We start from the raw sequence: 23,760 nt of genomic DNA on the forward strand, positions 1-23,760 counted from the left end.
AAAACCGTGCAAGGGTTCGAATCCCTTATCCTCCTTTCTTAGGAATTAAATTTCCTTAGTCTAATTATCGCGGGGTGGAGCAGTCAGGTAGCTCGTCGGGCTCATAACCCGAAGGTCGTAGGTTCAAATCCTGCCCCCGCAATTGCTTTTATTTTTTAAAGCATACATTTGCATAAAGCAAAAACGAATTGGTTTGGTAGTTCAGCTGGTTAGAATGCCTGCCTGTCACGCAGGAGGTCGCGGGTTCGAGTCCCGTCCAGACCGTTTTTGGCTCGGTAGCTCAGTTGGTAGAGCAATGGATTGAAGCTCCATGTGTCGGCAGTTCGATTCTGTCCCGCGCCATCCAAGAAAAATTTGCGGGTGTAGTTTAGTGGTAAAACCACAGCCTTCCAAGCTGTTGTCGCGAGTTCGATTCTCGTCACCCGCTTTTTTCTTATTTGGGGCCTATAGCTCAGCTGGTTAGAGCGCACGCCTGATAAGCGTGAGGTCGATGGTTCGAGTCCATTTAGGCCCATTTATTTCTTGGGGAAGTACTCAAGTGGCTGAAGAGGCGCCCCTGCTAAGGGTGTAGGTCGGGAAACCGGCGCGAGGGTTCAAATCCCTCCTTCTCCGTTTTTTCTTTTTTAATGGCCCGTTGGTCAAGCGGTTAAGACACCGCCCTTTCACGGCGGTAACACGGGTTCGAGTCCCGTACGGGTCATAGTGAAGCATACAAACAATGTTTGTATGCTTTTTTTATTTTTATTACAAAAAAATGTCGTTGAAAGCGTTGACATTTGTTGTAAATATGTTATTCTTTGGATGTAGGGATAAGTAAATAGATGGATAGTGATTGTTTAAAGACAAGCTAAACCTAATTTTTTCATGAAGCGACAGGTGTGTCGTTCTTTTTGAAGAAATTGGGTTTTTCTTTTTTCAACGAAACACAAAGGAGGTGGGGCATTGATTATTCACAAAATTTTAAACAATAATGTGGTTATTACATTAGATGATGATAAACGAGAGCAAATTGTTATGGGCAAAGGAATTGCTTTTAAGAAACGCATTGGGGATTGGGTTCCTGATGAAAGTATCGATCAAGTTTTTTATTTAGCCAATCAAGAAACATCACTTAAGTTTCAAGAATTGTTAGGAAATATTCCTTTAGAGATGATGAAACTCTCGGATGACATTATTGTTTATGCAAAATCAACGTTGAAAAAGAGTTTGAATGATACCATTTATATTTCTCTGACGGATCATTTGTACACAGCTTTAGAAAGAAAAAAACAAGGAATTGCAATTAAGAATTTATTATTATGGGATATTAAACGTTTTTTTCCTGAAGAGTACGAAGTAGGAATAAATGCTTTAAAAATGGTACAAAAGCGCGTAGGAATGGAATTGTCAACGGATGAGGCAGGTTTTATCGCATTGCACTTGGTGAATGCGGAGATGGAGGAAGAAGTCGGTAATATTTACGAATTGACAAAGTTGATGCAAGAGATTACAAATATCGTCAAATACTATTTTAAGGTAAGTTTTGATGAAGACTCTGTTTACTTTTATCGATTTAGCACACATTTAAAATTTTTCTGTTATCGCTTATTACACCAACGTGAAGTTGTCGAAAATGATGATGAAGAACTGTATGCGGTAATTAAAAAGAAATATCTCAACGCCTATCGTTGCGTGGAAAAGATCAGCTTGTATTTAAATGAGAACTATGACTATCAAGTTTCAAATGAAGAACGCTTGTACCTAACGATTCACATTGCACGAATTGTACAAACAACGGAACAATAAACGCACCACTTTGGATAGTGACATTCAGTTGGCTAAACCTTCAAATGAAAATAAATTTTTGGAGGAAAAAAAGATGGGAAAATATCATGAACTAGCAGAAAAAATTGTAAAAAATGTCGGTGGGCAAGAGAATATTAATAGTTTGACACATTGTATCACACGTCTTCGCTTCAAATTAAAAGATGAGAGTCAAGCGAATGATGATGTCTTAAAAAATATGGACGGTGTGGTAACTGTTATGAAAAGCGGTGGACAATACCAAGTCGTTATTGGAAATCATGTCCCAGCCGTTTATGAAGAAGTAGTTAGTATTGCAGGCTTGTCAGGAGAACGTGAAGAAGAAGCTTCCAGTGGGAATTTATTTGATCGCTTAATAGATATTTTAAGTGGTTGTTTCCAACCCTTTTTAGGGGCGTTAGCAGCGGCTGGGATGGTCAAAGGGTTAAATGCCTTATTGGTTTTCTTAAAGCTCTATACGGCTACGTCAGGGACTTATACCATGTTAAATGGGATTGGCGATGCAATTTTCTACTTTATGCCAGTTATTTTAGGTTATACAGCAGCTAAAAAATTCCGGTTGCATCCAATGGTAGGGATCGTGATTGGCGCAGCTTTATGTTACCCAACGATTCAAGGAAGTGCATTACAAACGGCCTTTGAAACAACAGCGGGTGCGGGAGCCGCAGCACCGTATAATTTATTCGGCTTACCTGCCTATGATACATTTATGGGGATTCCTTGGGTCGGTGCGAACTATACAAGTAGTGTCGTACCAATCATCTTCATTATTGCTTTTGCGGCACAAGTTCAAAAAGTGTTTAAACGGATTATTCCAGAAGTTGTTCAAACGTTCTTAGTACCGTTTTTCGTCTTGTTGATTGCCTTACCAATTGGTTTCTTAGTGATTGGGCCAATCGTTAGCATGCTAACAGATTTATTAAGCGCTGGCTTTACAGCATTAATGAGTTTCTCACCAGCTTTGTATGGTTTGATTCTTGGTTTCTTCTGGCAAGTCTTAGTTATTTTTGGTTTACATTGGAGCGTTGTGCCATTAGCTATTATGCAAGTGACACAAGAAGGTTCAAGCCAAGTATTAACGGGATCATTTGCAGCTAGTTTTGCGCAAACAGCGGTTGTTTTAGCGATGTTCTTCAAATTGAAAGATAAAAAGTTAAAAGCTTTGTGTCCGCCAGCAATTATCTCTGGTATTTTTGGTGTAACAGAGCCAGCAATTTATGGAATCACTTTACCAAAAAAATGGCCATTTATTTATTCAATGATTGGTGGCGCTGTCGGTGGTTTATATTTGATGATCAACAATGTGACAGCTTATACAATGGGTGGTTTAGGAATTTTCGGTGTGCTAAACTTTATCAATGGTGATGATGCAAGTGGGATGATTCAGTCCTTTATTGCAATTGCCATTGCAGCGGTCGTTGGTTTTGGTCTAACATTCTTCTTCTGGAAAGACAATACAGTTGAGGAAGAAGAAGTGATTATTGATAAAACAACGATAAAAAAAGAAAATATTACAAGTCCAGTCAAAGGACGAGTGTTATCTTTAAAAAATGCAGAGGATCCTGCTTTTGCAAATGGAGCATTAGGAAATGGGGTCGTGATTGAACCAACGGAAGGCAAAGTGGTTGCACCCTTTGATGGAACGATTGTCACACTATTCCCAACAAAACATGCATTAGGCTTGATTTCAGATAACGGCACAGAATTATTGATTCATATTGGGATTGATACAGTTCAATTAGAAGGTGAAGGCTTTGAAGCTTTTGTAAAACAAGGTGACCGCGTGAAAAAAGGTCAAACATTAGTAACCTTTGATTTAGAAGGAATTAAAAAAGCTGGGTTTAGTACACAAATCCCAATTGTTGTGACGAATACAGCGGATTATTTAGATATTTTGGAAGTCGGCAGTAATGAAGTTTCAACAAGCGATGATTTGCTGACCGCTTTAATATAAAAAGATGTGGAGGAAGAGAATTTATGGCATTTAGAAAAGACTTTTTATGGGGTGGCGCAACAGCAGCCAATCAATGTGAAGGTGGCTATAACGAAGGTGGACGCGGTTTGGCAAACGTCGATTTAGCGCCAACTGGTCCAGATCGTTTTCCAGTAATCACTGGTGAAAAGAAAATGTTTAACTTTGATGAAGAACATTTCTATCCTGCACAAGAGGCGATTGATATGTATCATCGCTATAAAGAAGACATCGCCTTGTTTGGTGAAATGGGTTTTAAAACATACCGTTTATCCATTGCTTGGAGTCGAATTTTTCCAATGGGAGATGAAACAGAGCCAAATGAAGAAGGCTTGAAGTTCTATGAAGACTTATTCAAAGAATGTCATAAATATGGGATTGAGCCACTAGTAACGATTACACACTTTGACTGCCCAATGCACTTAGTGGAAGAATATGGCGCTTGGCGTAGTCGTAAGTTAGTAGGTTTCTATGAAAATCTTTGCCGTGTAATTTTCAACCGATATAAAGGATTAGTCAAATATTGGTTAACATTTAACGAAATTAATATGATTTTACATGCACCATTTATGGGAGCAGGTCTATACTTTGAAGAAGGCGAAAACAAAGAACAAGTGAAATACCAAGCGGCTCATCATGAACTACTAGCAAGTGCAATTGCGACAAAAATTGCTCATGAGGTAGATCCTGAAAACCAAGTAGGTTGTATGTTAGCGGCTGGTTCCAACTACGCTTATACTTGTAAACCAGAAGATGTTTTCGCTGCTCGACAAGCAGATCGTGAAAATTATTTCTTTATTGATGTCCAATCACGTGGGGAATACCCTGCGTATGCTTTAAAAGAAATGGCCCGTAAAGGTATTCAAATTGAAATGGAAGAAGGCGACGAAGAACTTTTAAAAGAACATACGGTGGACTTCATTTCGTTCTCTTATTATTCTTCTCGTGTCACATCAACAGATCCAGAAATTAATGAACAAACAGCTGGTAACATCTTTGCCTCTGTGAAAAATCCTTATCTAAAAGCCAGTGAATGGGGTTGGCAAATTGATCCACTTGGTTTGAGAATTACGATGAATGACTTATATGATCGTTATCAAAAACCACTATTTATTGTTGAAAATGGCTTAGGAGCGGTAGACACACCAGACGAAAATGGTTATGTAGTCGATGATTATCGTATCGATTATTTGGCGGCGCATATTCAAGCGATGAAAGATGCCGTTGAACAAGATGGTGTCGACTTGTTAGGCTATACGACTTGGGGCTGTATTGATTTAGTATCAGCTGGAACAGGTGAAATGAAAAAACGCTATGGCTTTATCTATGTGGATCGCGATAACGAAGGAAATGGTACGTTAAAACGAAGCAAGAAGAAATCGTTTGATTGGTACAAAAAAGTAATCGCAACAAATGGTGAAGATTTAAGTAATTAATAAAATTAGCAACTATTAAAGGGCGTTTGACGTTGGCAGAAAAAACAAGGACTCTTCTACCAGCGTCAATTACCTTGATGGTTTCTTTGTGATGCCTAAAAACAGAGGAAAAGAGGGATTTTATGGGATTTCCAGAAAATTTTTTATGGGGCGGTGCAACAGCTGCTAACCAATATGAAGGTGGCTATCTTTCAGGAGGCAAAGGTCTGAGTACATTAGATGCAATTACTGGTGGTAGTCAAACAGAACCGCGACGGATTACGTATTTAACTAAAGAGGGCCAAAAAGCTTCGTGTACGCGCGATCAAGCATTACCCGAAGGAGCGATTGGCTATATCGATGAAGAGTTATACTATCCTAGTCATGTAGCGACGGACTTTTACCATCATTACGAAGAAGATATCGCCTTATTTGCAGAAATGGGTTTCAAATGTTTTCGGCTGTCTATCGCCTGGAGCCGGATTTGCCCAAATGGAACAAAAGAGATTAATGAAGAAGGCTTAGCCTTTTATGATAAAGTTTTTGATACTTTGCTGCGCCATGGAATTGAGCCTGTTGTGACGATTAACCATTTTGATATTCCAATGTATTTGGCCGATGAATATGATGGTTGGAAAAATCGTGAAGTGATTGATTTCTTTGTTTTCTTTTGCGAAACCATTTTTACACGTTATCAGGATAAAGTGAAGTATTGGATGACTTTTAATGAAATTAATTTTTTAAGAAGTTGGACGCAAATTGGGATTCACAATAATGATAAACAAAGTAAATATCAAGCAGCGCATCATCTATTTGTAGCAAGTGCGAAAGCAGTTGAATTAGGACATTCCATCAATCCAGATTTCCAAATTGGTATGATGGTGGCTTATATTCCAAGTTATCCTTTGTCCTGCAAACCTGAGGACGTGATGGCAGCTGTTCAATTTAACCGAGAGCAAGAATTTTATATGGATGTCCAGGCTAAGGGATATTATCCAGCGCATAAGCTCAAAGAATTTGAGCGTGAAGGAATGACAATTCAAATGGAGTCAGAGGATTTAGCGATTATTCAAAAAGGAACAGTTGATTATATCGGGTTTAGTTATTATATGTCGACTGTTTCGACTGCTTATCCCGAAGAAGTAAAATATGTCGGAGGCAACCAAATGCCTGCGGTTAAAAATCCTTATTTGCAAGAATCTGAATGGGGCTGGGCTGTCGATCCTTTAGGGTTAAGAATTTCATTGTGTCAGTTGTCAGATCGTTACAATATGCCATTGTTTGTGGTTGAAAACGGGTTTGGTGCGGTGGATACATTGCAAGAGGATGGCTCGATTGTCGACGATTACCGCATTGATTATTTTAAACAACATATTGAAGCCATGAGAACCGCAGTAGAAGAAGACGGGGTTAACTTAATTGGTTATACGCCATGGGGTTGTATTGACTTAGTTTCAGCAGGGACTGGCGAAATGAAAAAACGTTACGGCTTTATCTATGTAGACATGGATGACCAAGGTCAGGGAACCTTGAAACGAACTAAGAAAAAATCATTTAATTGGTACAAACAAGTTATCGCTAGTAATGGTGAAAACTTAACAACTGAGTAGAAAATGAGGGGAAATAAAAAATGAAAAAACGATTGACGATTGTGGGGATGCTTTTTCTGGCCATTTTAGTAATGGTTGGTTGTGGTAAAAATCAGCAAGCAACGACAAAAGAAAAAGAGACAAAACCTGAAGAACTAACTCTTTACATTGTGCGCCATGGAAAAACCATGTTAAATACGACGGACCGCGTACAAGGATGGTCAGATGCGGTCTTAACACCAGAAGGTGAAAAAGTTGTGACCGCAACTGGGATTGGTCTGAAAGATGTTGCCTTTCAAAATGCATATAGTAGTGATAGTGGCCGCGCCTTGCAAACTGCTCAACTTATTTTAGATCAAAATAAAGCAGGCAAAGACCTTGAAGTCGTGCGTGACCCAGATTTACGTGAATTTAATTTTGGTAGCTATGAAGGGGATTTAAACAAGACAATGTGGCAGGATATTGCTGATGATCAAGGTGTTTCCTTAGAAGAATTTATGAAAAACATGACCCCTGAATCTTTTGCCAACAGTGTAGCTAAACTGGATCAACAGCGCGAGGAAAGCAAGAATAACTGGCCTGCAGAAGACTATGCTACAATTACCAAACGTTTGAAAAAAGGCTTAGATAAAATTGTTGCCACAGAATCAGCCAATCCCGGAAATGGCAATGTTTTAGTGGTCTCTCATGGCTTGAGTATTTCAGCGTTGTTAGCAACTTTATTTGATGATTTTAAAGTCCCAGAAGGCGGGTTGAAGAATGCTAGTGTCACAACAATTCATTACAAAAATGGCGAATATACTTTGGATAAAGTCAATGATGTCAGCTACTTAGAAGCAGGCGAAAAAGAATCAAAATAATCCCTGGATTAGAGAAACAGTCTATTTAGGAGTTGGTGGAGCAAGAAAAGGGTTGCTTCACCAACTCCTATTGTTGTGTTCTTTTTTTATTAAAGGTAGAATCAGAAAGAAGAATTTTTTCATTGGGAGGAAATGAGATGAAAAATAGAACAAAATCACGCTGGAAAAAAATTGTCCTAGGACTTGGGCTTTTTTTAGTAATCTTAGTCATCGGTTTGACTATTTTTATTAAAAATAGTACGTATCAAGCAACCGATTCAGCCTTAAAAATAAGTCAAAGTGCCACGCAAGAAAAAAACTATGATTATTATACAAACGGGCAAAAAAATGATACAGCACTGATTTTTTATCCAGGTGCATTGGTTGCGCCCGCTAGTTATAGTGAATGGGCGCAAGAAGTTGCTACGAAAGGTTATGATGTCTATGTTGTTCATTTTCCTTTGAATTTAGCGGTTCTTGCACCAAATGCTGCAGAACAAATTATAAAGGATCATCCACAACAAAACTTCGTTTTGGCTGGGCATTCTCTGGGTGGTGTGATGGCTAGTCGTTTTGTAGCGGAAAATGAGCAACGAATCAAAGGCATGATTTATTTAGCCAGCTATCCTGACGAAAAAGGTGCACTAAACAAGCAAGATCTGCCGGTTCTGTCAATAACAGCCACAAACGATGGTGTTTTAAATTGGACTAGCTACCAAAAAGCCAAACAGTTTTTGCCAAAAGATACGCAGTATGTATCTATCGAAGGTGGGAATCATGCAGGGTTTGGTAATTACGGTGTCCAAAAAGGAGACAACAAAGCGACAATTTCTAACGAGCAACAGCAAACAGAAATCAGTCAATTGATTGTAGCGTGGCTACAATCACGCCCCAATAAATAATCCGATGAGCCGAAATGTTATTTTTTCGGCTCATTTTTACTGCGATAAACAGAGGGGGTTACGCCTGTTTCTTTTTTAAAAGTGGTGGCAAAATATGCTGCGGTTTGGAAGCCAACTTTTTTCGCGATTTGTTGAATCGTAAGGGGTGAATGGAGAAGCAATTCTTGGGCTTGCCTAATTCGGATACTTGTTAAATAAGCTAATGGGGTTTGTTTTGTCTGTTCCTTAAAGGTTCGCTGCAAATGAAAGGGACTACCGTGGCAGGCTTGCGCTAAATAGTCTAAACTTAATGGTTCCGCTGAATGCCGATCAATAAATTGCTTAATTTGAGCAACCCATTCCTCGTTAGGAACGACTTGCCCGGTTGGTTGACATCTTTTACATGGACGAAAACCAAGTGTTAAAGCTTCCTGAGCCGTTTTGAAGATCAGAACGTGGTTCTTGTTGGGCACACGGGAAGGGCACGAAGGACGACAAAAAATTTTAGTTGTGGTCACACCATAAAAAAAATCACCATCAAATTGCGTATTATTATTTTGAATGGCTTCCCAACGTTTCTGAGTAAGTCGATACGTTGTTTTCATTGTAAGCACACCTCCCGTTTTCTTCATTGTAAAAGAATCCCTAATAAAAACAAGTAAAAAGTGATAGGAGCGCAAGATTTTGAAAGCCAAAAGAATTATAATGAAGATAAGAAAAACACGAGAAAGAAGTGTAGAAATATGGCAAAAAAGATTTATTATGCGCAACAAGAATGGCAGAACGATCACTATTATCTTGGTGTGACAGACGCTGGACTAGCTTTTGTAGGTTCAGCCAATCAATCGATAGAAGAGCTGAAAAACTGGTATCCTCAAGCACAATTAGAAGCTTCTGAAAAGAAAACTGCGCCTTATAAAGAAGCATTAATAAGTTATCTTAACCAACATTCGACAACGTTTGCTTGCCCCATAGACATCAAAGGAACGCCCTTTCAAAAAGAAGTTTGGCAGGCGTTGCAAGAAATACCTTATGGTGAGACAATGACCTATCAAGAAATTTCAGAAAAAATTGGGCGTCCACGTGCGGTTCGAGCAGTTGGCACAGCGATTGGGAAAAATCCTTTATTAATGGTCATTCCTTGCCATCGAGTCATCGGCAGCAAGGGACAATTAACCGGTTACCGTGGTGGTTTAGCAATGAAACAAGCATTATTAACATTTGAACAGTCTTAAAAGGAGGCGGCGATGAACAACTATCAATGGTATACAGAACAATGGGGAAAACCTACAAGAGAGGATGATTTGCTGTTTTTATTGTTGACGGTGGGTGTTTTTCAAGTTGGTTTAAGTTGGAAAGCAGCCGCAGGGAAAAAAGTAGCATTCATGAAAAATTTTTGCCAAATGAAGCCGGAAAAAGTTGCCGCGCTGTTGCCTGACGAAGTCGATCGAATAGTAGCTGATCCAGATATGATTCGCAATCGGCGCAAAATTGAAGCAACCATTAAAAATGCGCAAGCAATTTTAAAAGTACAAGAAGAATTTGGCAGTTTTGCCAATTATCTATGGCAATTTGTAAAAAACGTCCCCGTTTTATCTATTTATGAAGAAGCATACCAAGTCCCGCGCACACAGCTTTTGTCAGATAACGTAGCAAAAGACTTAAAAAAAAGAGGATTTTCTTTTGTAGGTCCGATTGTCACCAATATGTTTCTGAAAGCTAGCGGGATTATCCAGGTGGAAATTTTAAATCCAGAATAAAGGAGTGTTAGGATGTTTGAAAATGAATCTCTCAGTTTTGAAGAACAAACAATTATTCAAGCAGCAGAGCGTTATGTTCAACAAGAATTAGCCAACGAAGCAAGTGGCCATGACTGGTGGCATATTTATCGAGTGACACAATTAGCAAAAACAATTGCAGAGAAAGAACAAGCAAATTTATTTTTATGTATATTAACAGCATTGTTACATGATATTGGCGATGAAAAATTTAACGAAAGTGAAGAGGCTGGCTTGCTAAAGGTGCAACAATGGTTGGAAGCAAATAACGTATCAACAGAGCAAACGAATCACATCCTTTCCATTATTGCTAATATGTCCTTTAAAGGAGGAAATACTGGGAAAACAGTTACTACATTAGAAGGAAAAGTGATCCAGGATGCGGATCGACTAGATGCCATCGGCGCAATTGGAATTGCACGGGTGATGGCTTATTCGGGAAATAAAGGCCGTTTAATTCACGATCCTCACAAACAACCTCGTGAACAGTTAACCCAAGAAGAATACCGGAATGGGGAAGATACTGCTATTATGCATTTTTATGAGAAACTTTTAAAGTTAAAGGAACAAATGAATACAAATTATGGTCGCTTATTGGCGGAAAAGCGTCATCAATTTATGGAACTTTATCTGGAGGAATTTTATCAAGAGTGGGACGGACACCGATAAATGAGGGCCAACTAAAACAGTCAGTACATTTCTTTTTGAATTTTAAGAGAACTCTTTTTTACAAATACCTCAGAAGTGGTAAAATGATGGATGAATAAACGGGTGGTTTATCTTAGTTTTACGTTACATATAGGAGGTAATTATGGAGACAAAAAAATCGAGCGGCATGTTTGCAGTTATTGCCGCACTGATTGCGAATATTTTAGTAGCGATTAGTAAATTTGTTGGTTTTGCTTTAAGTGGTAGTACCGCTATGATGAATGAAAGTATCCACAGTGTCGTGGACTGTAGTAATCAGGTGTTATTGCTTTTTGGGAATAAGCGCGCTTCTCGTGGACAAAGTGCGTTACATCAATTTGGAGAAGGCCGTGCAAAATACTTTTTTAGTACAATTGTTGCAACGATGCTCTTTTTTGGTGGGGGCGCGTTAGGCGTAATGGAGGCTATTCAGAAGTTACTGCATCCCTCTCATGAAGTAGAAAATGTGGCTATTGTCATTGGTATTTTAATTTTTGGTTTGCTTGTGGAAGGTAGCTCTTTGCGTGTAGCGATGAAAGAAATCAAAGAATTGAATACAGAGAAGTTATCGCTCTTAAAATTTTTGCGAGAAAGTCGTCACAGTGAAATTTTAATTATTTTTACGGAAGACTTTTGTGCGGTTATTGGTTTGTGTTTAGCTTTGGTGGGAACCCTTTTAACAATGGTAACTGGGATTGCTGCATTTGATGCTATCAGTGGTTTACTGATTGGTTTACTATTAATGTGTGCAGCCATTTTCTTAGCGAAAGAATTTTATAGTTTGATTATAGGAGAAAGTGTGACCGCTACAGATTTAGCAAAAATTAAAACCGCATTTGATCGGGCGGATGTTGAAAAACTAATTGATGTAAAGACCGTTCATTTAGGTCCAACTGAAATTTTAGTAGCGGCAAAAATTGATGTGGTAGAACCAATGGAAGAAGATGCACCTGATGTTGTGAATGCGATTGAACGAGACATTCGCAGTAAAATGCCTGATAAAAAAATCTATATCTATATTGAAGTTGACGATTATGATGTGAATTACGTTCGTAAATAACAAATGAAAGAATAACTTTAAAAAACAATATGGGGGAAGAAACGATGCAAGAGGCAATTATAACAAGTACAGTAGATTTAACCAGTGGTGGTTGCAACGCCTGTGGCTTAGTGGAAGATACCGTCTACACATTAGCAATGAATGGAGTGGACATTCCGTTAGATGGCTTGACTGTTGCTCATCTAGTTTCTGCTGTTGTTGCCAGAAATGGATTTAAACAGGAGCTGCAAATGGATATGCTAGATGACGAATATATCCTTTATCGAAAAGAAGACACAGCAGTAACTTTTAAAGAAACGTACAATCATTTAAGCTACGATAACGGTTCTGAAAAAATCCAATCTAAAAATAAACTGGAAGATTTACCAAAACTTTTTGAACAAGTCAATCAAATCCTAACAACTGTTTTTGGAATTGAAACTGTCAATTTTATTATAGAATAAAGTAAAAAATAGAACAGAAATTGGACAATCAATGAGTGAAAGAGATTGTCCAATCTCTGTTTTTTAATGTATAAATAGAAATAAAGACAAAAAATGATTAAGTTAAGTGAACGCCTTTATCGACATAAATGATGTCACCGACCACACCACTAGCTAGTTCACTGACTAAAAAGGCACAAGTGTTTCCGACTTCTTCAATGGTTACACCTGTTTTATCTGGTGTCCGCTCATTAGAAATACTAATCAATTGATCGTAGTCTTTTACACCAGTCACAGCCAATGTTTTAATCGCTCCTGCGGAGATTCCGTTGACACGAATTTTATCTGCAGCTAATTCAAAAGCTAAATATTTCACGGCAGTTTCTAAAGATGCTTTAGCAATCCCCATCATATTATAGTTAGGAATCGCACGTTCGGAACCTAAATACGTCAATGTGACAATTCCTGAACCAGGATTTAACAAAGGTTTCGCATAATGAGTGACTGCTAAAAGAGAGTAGCTACTAATATCTTGTGCTAATAGGAAACCATCACGAGTGATGTCACTAACGTTTCCAGACAATTCTTCTTTTTTGGCAAAAGCAATCGCATGGACTAGTCCATCGATCGTGCCCACTTCATTTTTAATTGTTTCAAAGGCTGCTTGAATGGACGCATCAGAAGCAACATCGCACTCCACCAACAAATCATTTTCATCTGCTAATTTAACCACTTGCTTTTTCATGCGTTCGTTTTGATACGTATAAATAACATTGGCCCCTTGATCTTTTAATGCTTTTGCACAGCCCCAAGCAATACTTTTTTTGTTGGCAACACCCATTACGACGACATTCTTATTTTGTAAAAACATATAAAATCTCCTTTAATAAAAAATTTTTGTTGATAGAATAGGCTTTTCTTCATCAAAATGTAAAAGTTACATTTATTGAGTTGACGAATAAAATTTCAACTGGTATTATCTGTGTGAGAATGATAACAAAATCTTCTCAATTTTCTAATCTTGAAAAAAACAGACATTTTTCCTGATGTCTGAATTATTAACCAAAATACTTTGAAAGTCAAACTATTTTTCTTATTTTTTGAGAAAAAGTGCTGGAAACCGCATGAAATAATAGTTTGATAATCAAAATAAACTCGGAGGTACAGTATGAAAAGAGTGGTCATAACCGGCATGGGTGCCGTAACACCATTAGGCAATACCGTAAAAGAATTTTGGCATAATCTAGTGGATGGCAAGCTAGGAATTGGCAAAATTACTAAATTTGATTCTGAAGATACTGGGGTGGCTTTGGCTGGTGAAGTGAAAGAGTTTGACCCAAGTGCTGTTTTAGAACGCAAAGAGCAAAAAAGAATGGACTTATTTTCTCAATATGGCTTGGTCGCTGCTTTAGAAGCGTGGGAAATGAGTGGTTTAACAGAAGCAACGATTGACCCGACTCGTTTAGGTGTGATTGTCGGTAGTGGGATTGGCGGGATGACTACCTTACAAGACCAAGTACGGGTAATGGATAAAAAAGGCGCAAAACGCGTAACACCATTTTTCGTGCCCATGGTAATTGCTAATATGGCAGCGGGAAATATTTCGATTCGTTTAGGTGCAAAAGGACCTTCTCAAACTATCGTGACTGCTTGTGCTTCTGCGACGAATGCGATTGGTGAAGCTTTTCGCACGATTAAATATGGTTTAGCGGACATGATGGTAACTGGTGGGACAGAAGCCACAGTATGTGAAATTGGGATTGCAGGCTTTGCAGCATTGAATGCTTTAAATACAACAGAAGATGCGACTCGGGCTTCGATTCCTTTTGATAAAGAACGAAAAGGTTTTGTGATGGGTGAAGGCGCAGGAATGCTGGTTTTAGAAGAACTCGAGCATGCACAGAAACGTGGCGCAACTATCTACGGCGAAATTGTTGGATATGGCAGCAACTGTGATGCTAGCCACATGACCGCTCCTTTAAAAGACGGTAGTGGCGCGGCGGCTGCGATGGAAATGGCGATTGCGGAAGCAGGGATTACGCCAGAACAAATTGGGTATATCAATGCTCATGGTACGTCAACCCCAGCGAATGACGCTGCGGAAACAACGGCCATCAAACGTGTCTTTGGTGAGCGAGCATCGCAAATTCCAATTTCAAGTACAAAGAGTATGACTGGACATTTATTGGGCGCGGCTGGCGGTATCGAAGCGATTGCTTGTGTACAAACATTGCAAGAAGGAAAAGCTCATCCGACAGTAGGCTACCAAGTTGCTGATCCAGATTGTGATTTAGATTATGTCACAGAAGGTGCACGTGACATTACAGCGGACTATACAATTAGTAATTCGTTTGGCTTTGGTGGCCATAATGGTGTAATTTGCTTGAAGAAATGGGAGGAAAACTAGTATGAAAAAAGTAATGACTGCAACAGAAATTATGGAAATGATTCCTAATCGCTATCCGATTTGTTATATTGATTATGTGGATGAAATTATTCCAAATGAAAAGATTATTGCAACAAAAAATGTAACAATTAACGAAGAATTTTTCCAAGGACATTTCCCTGGAAATCCAACAATGCCAGGCGTTTTGATTATTGAAGCATTGGCACAAGTAGGTTCGATTTTAATCTTAAAAATGGATCAATTTGAAGGTGAAACAGCCTATATTGGCGGTATCAACAAAGCCAAATTCCGTCAAAAAGTGGTCCCTGGTGATGTCTTGAAATTACATTTTGAAATCGTCAAATTACGTGACTTTGTCGGCATCGGCAAAGCGACTGCTTACGTGGAAGATAAAAAGGTCTGCGAATGTGAATTGACGTTTATTGTGGGACGATAAGAATCAATCAATTTTGGATACGTTAGTTTCCCTAAGAAAAGGAATAAGTCACAATGGCTTATTCCTTTTTAAATTTATATAAATAACACTAACGCAAAAAAACATGTTATAATCATAAAAAGCTTATGTGAAGGTGGTAAGCTTATGAGTAAAACAATTTACAGGAGGGTTTTTCTTTTGGATATTTCAGTAGAGTTTTCGGGACATAAATTGGCGAATGTGTTAATGAACGCATCAGGTATTCATTGTATGACAATTAAGGAAATGGACGAGTTAGCGGCTTCTCAAGCAGGTGCTTTTGTCGCTAAGACGGCAACACCTAATCCTCGTCAGGGCAATGAGGAACCACGGTATTTTGATACACCATTAGGAAGTATTAACTCAATGGGCTTGCCTAATTTAGGGATTGATTATTATTTAGATTATCAGATTGCACGTCAAAAGGAATTTCCTGAGGAGTTACGCTTTTTATCTGTATCTGGTATGAATTATGAGGAAAATATCGCTATTTTAAAAAAAGTGCAAGAAAGTGAATACACAGGAGTGACAGAATTTAATTTGTCTTGTCCCAATTTGCCTGGTAAACCGCAAATTGCTTATGATTTTGAATTAACAGAAAAGCTTTTAACAGAAGTTTTCCAATTTTTTACTAAACCATTAGGTGTAAAATTACCCCCATTTTTTGATATTGCGCATTTTGACGCAATGGCTGAAATTTTAAATAAATTCCCTTTAGTATACGTGAATAGTATTAATAGCATCGGTAATGGTTTATATATTGACAGTGACAAGGAAGAAGTGGTCATTAAACCAAAAGGAGGTTTCGGTGGGCTGGGCGGCGAATATGTCAAACCAACAGCGTTAGCCAATGTTCGTGCGTTTGCGCAACGTTTGAAACCAGAAATCAAAATTATTGGAACCGGCGGTATTACATGTGGAAAAGATGTTTTTGAGCATCTTTTATGCGGTGCGACATTAGTACAAGTTGGCACACAATTGCATCAAGAAGGTCCACAAGTTTTTGAGCGTCTAGCCAAAGAATTACAAGAAATCATGGCAGCAAAAGGTTATGAAAGTATTGAAGAATTTCGTGGGAAATTGAAAGAGATGTAACAAAAAAAACGTCAAGAAATTTTCTTGACGGTTTTTTGTTATTTCACAGCCTTAACATTTTCCATAAAGGCTTCCAAATATTCAGGTTGTGTTAATTGTTGGTTACAGGTGTCGCTATCATGGCAAATGTAATTGCCTTTTTTCGTGTAGGTTCCGTCGCCGCCTGATTTGGTGGTAGCTAGGAACATAGACACATTCGTGATTGTTTGACAGATGGAGCAAACACCTTTAACAATGGTGGGTGAAAGGGTGCCGTGGACGCCGATTAATTTATTTTCTCGATAAGCTAAGATAAATTTTTTCTGAGTCCCAGCGTCGTTCCAACCGACATAGGTATTGTTCCGTAAATCCATGTTTTCCCACTCAGGAATCTTTAACTTTTTCACTTTGCGAAAGACTTTCGTGACTTGTGGTGTTGAAGGTTCCTTAAAGGGCAGCACGGTTTCTTTTAATTCGTCTAAATATTTTTCAGCACGCGCGCGTGTTAAACGACGATCCATCACTTTGTCCAACAAAATCGTAACAGCAGGGTGTTCTTCTGGAAATAACCCATTGATTTTTTCGGCACATAAGGCCTGGACAGTTTTGACAGTCGTAGCATCGTTAACAGACGTATAGGTATTTAGTAACACAGCGACTTGTTCTTTAATTATGTTAAATTGGTAAGGTTGAATAGTTGGGTTCATGATTTTAAATTCCTTTCAAATAGACCGAGTACATACGCTGAAAGGCAATTTGTCTCACCAACGTATGTTTAGTGACAGACAACCTCATGTGTTTTTGATAAAGATAGCGTTTGACGTATCATATCATCACCCCCTTTAATGATTGATTTTTTCTATGTAAAAAGTGAAAATAATTGATGAAAGCTTGGTAATTCTAACGCAATTCAAGAAAAAAGGCAAGTTAAACTCGTTTTATTTCCCAATTCAATGTCTGGGGAGTGATAAACTTCTAAAAAAGATACGTGATTTCCTAGATTAATCCTAGGTTATTTGCTACAATAATGAAGAATTAACCAGAGAAAAGGAGAAATTACAATGATTGCAGCAAGCGATTTAAAAGCCGGTATGACTTTTGAGCAAGACGGCAAATTAATTAAAGTAATGGAAGCTAGCCACCACAAACCAGGTAAAGGTAACACGGTTATGCGTATGAAATTAAAAGATGTTCGTACGGGTTCTACAACAGATACAACAATGCGCCCAGATGAAAAAGTGAAAAAAGCGCACATCGATACAAAACCGGTTCAATATTTATACAGCCAAGATGATATGGCTATTTTCATGGATTTAGAAACATATGAACAATATGAAGTACCAACTGCTTTAATTGAAGAAGAATTAAAATATTTACTAGAAAATATGGAAGTAAAAATTCAATTTTATGGTGAAGAAGTCATTGGTTTAACTTTACCAACAACGGTAATCTTACGTGTTGCTGAAACACAACCTTCAATCAAAGGCGCAACAGTAACTGGTTCTGGTAAACCCGCTACAATGGAAACAGGATTAGTTGTTAACGTTCCAGATTTTGTTGAAGCAGACGAATTATTAGAAATCAATACTGCGGAAGGTACGTATTTAAAACGTGCTAAATAAGTAGCAGAAAAACAGAAGGCTAGCCTTCTGTTTTTTTTGGTCTATTAATTCTTTTGCCTATAAGAAAACCATTGGTGTGATAGGAAATAGCAATCGTTAGAATCGTTGACACTAGAAAATGGGAAATGGTATAGTTTGGTCAACACATGACGAAGGAGGAAATCAACCATGACGAAAAAACAAGCTAGCCCTTTTTTAGAAACGGAAAGCTGTTGTTGTATGGTGCAAAATAGTGCAGCATACTCTTTTGTGATGGGGAAAACCTCCGTTATTTCTGAAAAATTGCCTAACACGATTCCTCTCTGAATCTAGACAACCAGAAATAAACAAAAAAGGTGCTGATGCGATCAGCACCTTTTTGTTTTATGTACATGTATTAGAAGGAGGAATTCGCTATGATTGTTCAGTCAATTTTAGACACAATCGGAGCAACACCATTATTTGAATTTACAAGTGAACAATATCCTATGCCAGAAGGCACTAAAATTTATGCGAAACTAGAATATTTGAATCCAGGTGGCAGCGTCAAAGATCGGCTTGGTGTGCATCTTCTCAAAGAAGCAATGAAAACGGGAAAGATAAATCAAGCCACAACAATTATTGAACCGACAGCGGGGAATACAGGGATTGGCCTGGCATTAGCTGCCAGTCAACTGGGCCTCAAGACAATCTTTGTTGTGCCAGGAAAATTTAGTCAGGAAAAACAACAGCTGATGCAAGCGTTAGGTGCTAAAATTGTCCCTTCGCCAACAGAGCAAGGGATTGTCGGAGCGATAACTAGTGCCAAAGACTTAGCCAAGGAAATTCCTAATAGTTACGTGCCGTTACAATTTGAAAATCCGGATAATCCTGCTGCTTACTACGAAGGATTAGGACCTGAAATTGTTCAAGACCTAGGCGGGAAGATTACTAGCTTTGTCGCAGGTTTAGGCAGTGGTGGAACGTTTGCAGGTGTTGGCAGATATCTCAAAGAACAAAATAGTAAGACGCAATTATGGGGTGTGGAGCCAGAAGGTTCAATTTTAAATGGCGGACCTGCACACGGACATGAAATCGAAGGTATTGGCGTGGAGTTCGTGCCGCCTTTTCTTAAACAGATTCCTGTGGACGGCTTTTATACCATTTCAGACGAGGATGGTTTTTTCTGGGTCAAACAATTAGCCAAGAAAAGCGCTTTGCTGGTGGGAAGCTCCAGCGGCGCAGCGTTTGCGGCGGCATTAAGAGAGGCGCGCCGCTTACCAGCAGGTAGCACAATTGTAACTATTTTTCCTGACGGTAGTGACCGTTATTTATCAAAAAATATTTATTCTTAGGAGGAAAACTTTTATGAAATTCAATACCAAATTAATTCATGGCGGCATTAGTAAAGATACAACAACAGGTGCAGTGAGTGTTCCTATTTATCAAACGTCAACCTTTGAACAAAACGGCGTGGGCCAGCCAAAAGAATATGAATATTCTCGTTCAGGTAATCCCACACGTCACGCGTTAGAAACCTTAATCGCTGAGTTAGAAGGTGGGAGCCATGGCTTTGCGTTCAGCTCAGGCTTAGCTGGTATTCATGCAATCATTTCTATGTTTGGACCCGAAGATCATATTTTATTAGGTGACGATGTCTATGGGGGGAGTTTCCGTTTATTGGATAAAGTATTTGTAGCAAATGGGTTAAGCTACACGATTGTAAACGCCAGCGACTTATCAACAATTGAAGCCGCAATTCAGCCAAATACAAAAGCCTTGTTTTTGGAAACACCAAGTAATCCACTGTTAAAAATTACAGATATTGAAGCGGCGGCTAAGCTTGCTAAAAAACATCAGTTGTTAACTATTGTCGATAATACATTTGCGACGCCTTATTTTCAACGGCCGTTAGCGTTAGGTGCTGATATTGTCGTTCACAGCGGGACAAAATATTTAGGGGGCCATAGTGATGTAGTCTCTGGTTTAGTCGTAACGAATCATCCAGAAAGCGCAGAAAAGATTGCCTTTTTACAAAATGCGATTGGTGCTGTTCTAGGACCACATGATAGTTGGCTGGTCCAACGTAGTTTAAAAACATTAGGTGTCCGGATGGCAGCGCATGCCCAAAATGCTCAAAAAATCGCAGAATTTTTAGAAGCGCATCCAGCGGTAGCAACGGTGTATTATCCAGGACTAGCGAGTCATCCTGGTCACGAAATTGCGCAAAAACAGATGTCGGGATTTAGTGGCATGATTTCTTTTGAATTAGCCAAGGATGAGCAAGTCGTTCCTTTCGTAGAAGCGTTGGAAATTTTTACTTTAGCGGAAAGTTTAGGTGGCGTAGAAAGTTTAATTGAAGTACCTGCCATTATGACTCACGCATCTATTCCCAAAGAAAATCGTGAAGCTGTGGGAATTAAAGATGGACTCATTCGTTTATCTGTAGGAATTGAAGCAGTCGAAGATTTATTGGCTGATTTAGAAAAGGGATTACAAGCATAAACAAAAGGCCCTCGTCTTTAGACGAAGGCCTTTTGTTTATAATTCTTCCCCATTCGTAGCAATCACTTGTTGATACCAAGCAAACGATTTTTTCTTTCGCCGCTCCAACGTTCCGTGACCATCGTTGTCTTTATCTACATAAATGAAGCCATACCGTTTCTTCATTTCGCCTGTACTAGCGCTCACTAAATCGATGAATCCCCAAGGTGTGTAGCCCATCAAATCAATGCCGTCATACGCAACGGCTTCTTTCATCATCTCAATATGTTCACGTAAATAAGCGATTCGGTAAGTGTCGTTAATCGTTCCGTCTGATTCTAGCTCATCAATAGCACCAAAGCCATTTTCGACAATAAAAAGTGGTAATTCATACCGATCATTGAACCAATTCATTGCATAGCGTAAGCCCATAGGATCGATTTGCCAGCCCCAATCAGATGTTGCTACATAAGGATTTCGCACCAAGTCTTTTGCTTCATTGTAGTCAAAAGTAGGGGCCTTTTCTGCACCTTTCACAGCAAATGACATGTAATAGCTAAAGCCAATATAATCAACACAGCCATTAGCTAAATCAGTTAAATCTTCTTCTGTGACATCTAATGAAATGTTTTTTCGTTTCAAATAGCATTGAATTGCACTTGGATAATGACCGCGGACATGAACATCGGTAAACCAATAACGTTTTTGCATTGCGCTAACACTCATCATCATATCCTCAGGATTACAAGAATAAGGATAAATAGGCACCATCGCAATCATACAGCCAATTTGGAAGTCGGGATTGATAGCGTGGCCAATTTTCACTGCACGTGCGCTAGCGACTAGTTCATAATGAGCAGCCTGATACATAATTGCTTCGCGGTCTTCTCCTTCCTGGTAAGCAATACCAGAGTTAGTAAAAGGTGCAAAATCTTCTTCATAATTGGCTTGGTTGTTAATTTCGTTAAAGGTCATCCAATATTTGACTTTTTTCTGGTAACGAGTGAAACAGACTTCAGCAAATTTGACAAAAAAATCAATGACCTGGCGATTGCGAAAGCCGCCATATTTTGTGACTAAATGATAAGGCATTTCAAAGTGAGACAGTGTCACAACTGGCTCAATACCATTTTTCAAACACTCGTCAAAAAGTGCATCATAAAAACGAAGACCTTCTTCATTGGGCGTTTCTTCATCTCCGTTAGGAAAAATTCGTGTCCAAGCAATAGAGGTTCGGAAACAATTTAAACCAAGTTCTTTGAATAGTTGAATATCTTCTTGATAGCGATGGTAAAAATCAATCGCTTTATGGTTAGGATAGTGTTCATCTGGCAAAACGCCTGCGGTAATTTTACGAGGGACGCCATGTGCACCGGCAGTCATTACATCCGCCACGCTCACCCCTTTACCGCCTTGGTCCCAGCCTCCTTCTAATTGATGAGCAGCGACAGCGCCGCCCCAAAGAAAATCATTTTTCAAAATTGACATATCGTTTCAGTCCTTTGTTCAAATTTTTATACGTTTTGTGCTTCGACTTTTTCAAGGGTTTCTTCAGTAATCGGTTGATTGGTTTCTTCTGCGTAGTTAAGTGCATCCATTTTTTTAGCAAACGGTAAATAGATAAAGAAACTCATCGTCAGTACCACTACTTGAAGCAACGCTGCTTGCCAACCACCAACTAAAAGTCCAGAAATGATTGGAGGAGTAGTCCAGGGAACTTGTACCGCCGTAAAGAGAGGAACCAGTCCTGTGTACAAGGCAAAATATGTCACAACAGAAGAAACAATCGGTGTGATAATGAATGGCACAGCCATGATTGGGTTCATCACGATAGGTGTAGCAAAGACAATTGGCTCGTTAATATTGAAAACAGCTGGCCCAATTGAAAGCCGACCTAATTGCTTAAACTGAGCTGATTTGGCAAAGAAAACCATGAACACGACTAACCCGATTGTCATGCCCGCACCAGTGACCGTTAAAAATTGATCTAAAAATTGTTGTGTAACAATATGGCCGCCATTAGCCAGTGTTAAGTCTTTTCCAGATTTTAAAATTTCGGTGTTTTCTAAAGAGTTTGCTTGTAAAATAGGGCCCATGATGCCGCCAACGATTGTTGACCCGTGAACACCGAAAAACCAAAAGAGCGGAATGACAAAACCTAATAGTAATGCGCCACCTAGTGAATCTGTGACTCCTTGAAGTGGTGATTGTAGCACTTCGTAAATAAAGTCAAAGAATGTCGTATTGAAGACTTTATCTAGAAGAATGAAAATTAGCATTGCACCAGTTACAATGACGCTGGCAGGAATTAACGCAGTAAAGGAATTGGCCACATTTTCTGGTACAGCTTCTGGTAATTTGATACGAATATCATGACGTAAAAACCAACTATATACAACACCGACTAACAAACCAACAATAATAGCTGTAATCATCCCTTTGCCAGCTGTCCAATCTTTGTTGATGACATTGCCAACTACTGCGCCAGAAACCGCATCTTTGACTTCAGATGACATAAACAAAATGAAAACCACCATGGCAATCATGCCCGCTGGGAGTCCTTCAAATCCCTCGCTTTTTACATACGAGTAGGCAATACCGATGACCGCAAATAAAGACATAATCGCAAAAGATGCACCATATGCTTGATTGAAATAAACAGCCAGGCCACTTGCGTTAACCCATTCAGAAATAGCTATAACTGGGAAATTCGCTAATAGAAGAAACACGGAACCAACAATGGTAAAAGGCATCGTGTAAAGCATCCCGTTCCGTAAGGCAGTAATTGCTTTGGTATTGACGAATTTTAGTACTGGAGGTAATAATTTCTCGTTAATCCATTCGTTCATAAAAATCTCTCCTTTGAAGAATAATATAAATGCAAATGTATCCGTTTACATATTTACTATATAAGCTTATTTGAAGAAAAAATAGACTTTTGCTTGAATGAGAAACATGTACCAAGAAAAAAAACAAAAACATAATAAGTTGCCTTTTTATTTACGTTCTGCTTTGTCGTGTAGCGAGTTATTGACTTGATCATTGTCAATAACTCGCTACACATGTTAAGAAGCCAGAAAAGATGTTAATTTTCATTTGCTCTTTTTAACCCGATGGCTTTTTTTGCGAATAAATTGAGCTTTCTAAAACAATTCTTCTGAAATAATAGGTTCATGGGTGTTTTTGACAGTAATCCATTCGGCGTCTAGAATGGATTCGTTAGTATGCCTTATTAAGAGGTCTCGCCGTTTACTCGCATTTCCACACCTGTAGTAAGTGAGATATTGTTTACATTTACGAACTACACGCTTAGGG

23 protein-coding genes and 8 tRNA genes (1 of these 31 cut by a window edge) are annotated in these 23,760 nt (G+C 38.8%); 26 read left to right on the top strand and 5 right to left on the bottom strand.

Annotated features, from left to right (window positions below; genetic code table 11):
• The 14 genes from IGM04_RS01145 to IGM04_RS01210 all read left to right on the top strand — a co-directional run.
• Window positions 1–35, top strand: a tRNA-Ser gene (locus IGM04_RS01145); it begins 55 nt to the left of the window's first position.
• Between the two features lie 33 nt (window positions 36–68).
• Window positions 69–142 (top strand) — tRNA-Met (locus IGM04_RS01150).
• A gap of 48 nt (window positions 143–190) precedes the next feature.
• Window positions 191–264: transfer RNA gene (locus IGM04_RS01155), tRNA-Asp, on the top strand.
• A gap of 5 nt (window positions 265–269) precedes the next feature.
• Window positions 270–342: transfer RNA gene (locus tag IGM04_RS01160), tRNA-Phe, on the top strand.
• Window positions 343–356: 14 nt separating this feature from the next.
• Window positions 357–427 (top strand) — tRNA-Gly (locus tag IGM04_RS01165).
• Between the two features lie 13 nt (window positions 428–440).
• A tRNA-Ile gene (locus IGM04_RS01170) sits at window positions 441–514 on the top strand.
• Window positions 515–524: 10 nt separating this feature from the next.
• Window positions 525–612: transfer RNA gene (locus tag IGM04_RS01175), tRNA-Ser, on the top strand.
• Window positions 613–628: 16 nt separating this feature from the next.
• A tRNA-Glu gene (locus IGM04_RS01180) sits at window positions 629–700 on the top strand.
• A 242-nt stretch (window positions 701–942) separates the two neighbouring features.
• Window positions 943–1,785 (top strand): BglG family transcription antiterminator LicT, encoded by an 843-nt coding sequence (gene licT / locus IGM04_RS01185; protein ID WP_086317590.1) that lies wholly within the window; start codon window positions 943–945, stop codon window positions 1,783–1,785.
• A gap of 73 nt (window positions 1,786–1,858) precedes the next feature.
• Window positions 1,859–3,757: a beta-glucoside-specific PTS transporter subunit IIABC gene (locus IGM04_RS01190; protein WP_002361131.1), complete on the top strand. Its 1,899-nt coding sequence runs from the start codon at window positions 1,859–1,861 to the stop codon at window positions 3,755–3,757.
• 23 nt (window positions 3,758–3,780) lie between these two features.
• Window positions 3,781–5,211, top strand: a complete 1,431-nt coding sequence (locus IGM04_RS01195; RefSeq protein WP_002355183.1) for a 6-phospho-beta-glucosidase — start codon at window positions 3,781–3,783, stop codon at window positions 5,209–5,211.
• 122 nt (window positions 5,212–5,333) lie between these two features.
• Window positions 5,334–6,800, top strand: coding sequence for a glycoside hydrolase family 1 protein (locus IGM04_RS01200; protein ID WP_010711916.1), 1,467 nt, complete (start codon window positions 5,334–5,336; stop codon window positions 6,798–6,800).
• 20 nt (window positions 6,801–6,820) lie between these two features.
• Window positions 6,821–7,639, top strand: coding sequence for a histidine phosphatase family protein (locus IGM04_RS01205; RefSeq protein ID WP_002358330.1), 819 nt, complete (start codon window positions 6,821–6,823; stop codon window positions 7,637–7,639).
• Window positions 7,640–7,776: 137 nt separating this feature from the next.
• Window positions 7,777–8,520: an alpha/beta hydrolase gene (locus IGM04_RS01210; protein ID WP_002385408.1), complete on the top strand. Its 744-nt coding sequence runs from the start codon at window positions 7,777–7,779 to the stop codon at window positions 8,518–8,520.
• A gap of 17 nt (window positions 8,521–8,537) precedes the next feature.
• On the opposite strand, the gene IGM04_RS01215 is transcribed toward IGM04_RS01210, so the two are convergent.
• The gene (locus tag IGM04_RS01215) at window positions 8,538–9,131 is read right to left on the bottom strand and encodes a bifunctional transcriptional activator/DNA repair enzyme AdaA (RefSeq protein WP_002379037.1); all 594 of its coding nucleotides are present in this window, start codon (window positions 9,129–9,131) and stop codon (window positions 8,538–8,540) included.
• Window positions 9,132–9,242: 111 nt separating this feature from the next.
• Between IGM04_RS01215 and IGM04_RS01220 the strand changes: the two genes are divergently transcribed.
• The 5 genes from IGM04_RS01220 (at window position 9,243) to IGM04_RS01240 (ending at window position 12,467) form a co-directional block, all read left to right on the top strand.
• Window positions 9,243–9,734, top strand: coding sequence for a methylated-DNA--[protein]-cysteine S-methyltransferase (locus IGM04_RS01220; RefSeq protein WP_002389531.1), 492 nt, complete (start codon window positions 9,243–9,245; stop codon window positions 9,732–9,734).
• Window positions 9,735–9,746: 12 nt separating this feature from the next.
• Window positions 9,747–10,259, top strand: coding sequence for a DNA-3-methyladenine glycosylase I (locus tag IGM04_RS01225; protein WP_002355189.1), 513 nt, complete (start codon window positions 9,747–9,749; stop codon window positions 10,257–10,259).
• Window positions 10,260–10,271: 12 nt separating this feature from the next.
• Window positions 10,272–10,946, top strand: a complete 675-nt coding sequence (locus IGM04_RS01230) for an HD domain-containing protein (protein WP_002389606.1) — start codon at window positions 10,272–10,274, stop codon at window positions 10,944–10,946.
• A 142-nt stretch (window positions 10,947–11,088) separates the two neighbouring features.
• A complete protein-coding gene (locus IGM04_RS01235; RefSeq protein ID WP_002355191.1) occupies window positions 11,089–12,024 on the top strand; it encodes a cation diffusion facilitator family transporter in 936 nt (311 codons plus the stop codon).
• A gap of 29 nt (window positions 12,025–12,053) precedes the next feature.
• Window positions 12,054–12,467 (top strand): DUF4809 family protein, encoded by a 414-nt coding sequence (locus tag IGM04_RS01240; RefSeq protein WP_002389555.1) that lies wholly within the window; start codon window positions 12,054–12,056, stop codon window positions 12,465–12,467.
• Window positions 12,468–12,564: 97 nt separating this feature from the next.
• Here IGM04_RS01240 and fabI read toward each other — a convergent pair whose 3' ends face one another.
• A complete protein-coding gene (gene fabI, locus IGM04_RS01245) occupies window positions 12,565–13,317 on the bottom strand; it encodes an enoyl-ACP reductase FabI (protein ID WP_002358338.1) in 753 nt (250 codons plus the stop codon).
• 297 nt (window positions 13,318–13,614) lie between these two features.
• Here fabI and fabF point away from each other — a divergent pair, with 297 nt between their 5' ends.
• The 3 genes from fabF (at window position 13,615) to IGM04_RS01260 (ending at window position 16,402) form a co-directional block, all read left to right on the top strand.
• Entirely contained in the window at window positions 13,615–14,853 is a 1,239-nt protein-coding gene (gene fabF, locus IGM04_RS01250) for a beta-ketoacyl-ACP synthase II (RefSeq protein WP_002358339.1), read from the top strand.
• A 1-nt stretch (window position 14,854) separates the two neighbouring features.
• Complete coding sequence (gene fabZ, locus IGM04_RS01255; RefSeq protein ID WP_002355197.1) at window positions 14,855–15,289, top strand: 3-hydroxyacyl-ACP dehydratase FabZ; 435 nt, start codon at window positions 14,855–14,857, stop codon at window positions 15,287–15,289.
• Between the two features lie 144 nt (window positions 15,290–15,433).
• Complete coding sequence (locus IGM04_RS01260; protein WP_002386045.1) at window positions 15,434–16,402, top strand: dihydroorotate oxidase; 969 nt, start codon at window positions 15,434–15,436, stop codon at window positions 16,400–16,402.
• Window positions 16,403–16,440: 38 nt separating this feature from the next.
• Here IGM04_RS01260 and IGM04_RS01265 read toward each other — a convergent pair whose 3' ends face one another.
• Entirely contained in the window at window positions 16,441–17,088 is a 648-nt protein-coding gene (locus IGM04_RS01265) for a FusB/FusC family EF-G-binding protein (protein ID WP_002355200.1), read from the bottom strand.
• Window positions 17,089–17,442: 354 nt separating this feature from the next.
• Here IGM04_RS01265 and efp point away from each other — a divergent pair, with 354 nt between their 5' ends.
• The 4 genes from efp to IGM04_RS01285 all read left to right on the top strand — a co-directional run bounded on the left by efp (window position 17,443) and on the right by IGM04_RS01285 (window position 20,466).
• Window positions 17,443–18,003, top strand: a complete 561-nt coding sequence (gene efp / locus IGM04_RS01270) for an elongation factor P (RefSeq protein WP_002355202.1) — start codon at window positions 17,443–17,445, stop codon at window positions 18,001–18,003.
• Window positions 18,004–18,171: 168 nt separating this feature from the next.
• Window positions 18,172–18,309 (top strand): hypothetical protein, encoded by a 138-nt coding sequence (locus IGM04_RS01275; protein WP_002355203.1) that lies wholly within the window; start codon window positions 18,172–18,174, stop codon window positions 18,307–18,309.
• 89 nt (window positions 18,310–18,398) lie between these two features.
• Entirely contained in the window at window positions 18,399–19,316 is a 918-nt protein-coding gene (locus IGM04_RS01280) for a PLP-dependent cysteine synthase family protein (RefSeq protein WP_086317591.1), read from the top strand.
• A gap of 13 nt (window positions 19,317–19,329) precedes the next feature.
• On the top strand, window positions 19,330–20,466 hold the full coding sequence (locus IGM04_RS01285) for a cystathionine gamma-synthase (protein ID WP_002358342.1): 1,137 nt from the start codon (window positions 19,330–19,332) through the stop codon (window positions 20,464–20,466).
• Between the two features lie 36 nt (window positions 20,467–20,502).
• Here IGM04_RS01285 and genA read toward each other — a convergent pair whose 3' ends face one another.
• Together genA and genB are read right to left on the bottom strand one after the other, a co-directional pair.
• Window positions 20,503–21,933: a 6-phospho-beta-glucosidase GenA gene (gene genA, locus IGM04_RS01290; RefSeq protein WP_086317592.1), complete on the bottom strand. Its 1,431-nt coding sequence runs from the start codon at window positions 21,931–21,933 to the stop codon at window positions 20,503–20,505.
• Window positions 21,934–21,959: 26 nt separating this feature from the next.
• Entirely contained in the window at window positions 21,960–23,294 is a 1,335-nt protein-coding gene (genB, locus tag IGM04_RS01295) for a PTS sugar transporter subunit IIC (RefSeq protein WP_086317593.1), read from the bottom strand.
• Window positions 23,295–23,760: the final 466 nt, after the last annotated feature.

Origin of the sequence: Enterococcus sp. DIV2385, from assembly GCF_051711925.1 — a bacterium.
In the GTDB taxonomy this organism is placed as follows: Bacteria; Bacillota; Bacilli; order Lactobacillales; family Enterococcaceae; genus Enterococcus; species Enterococcus faecalis.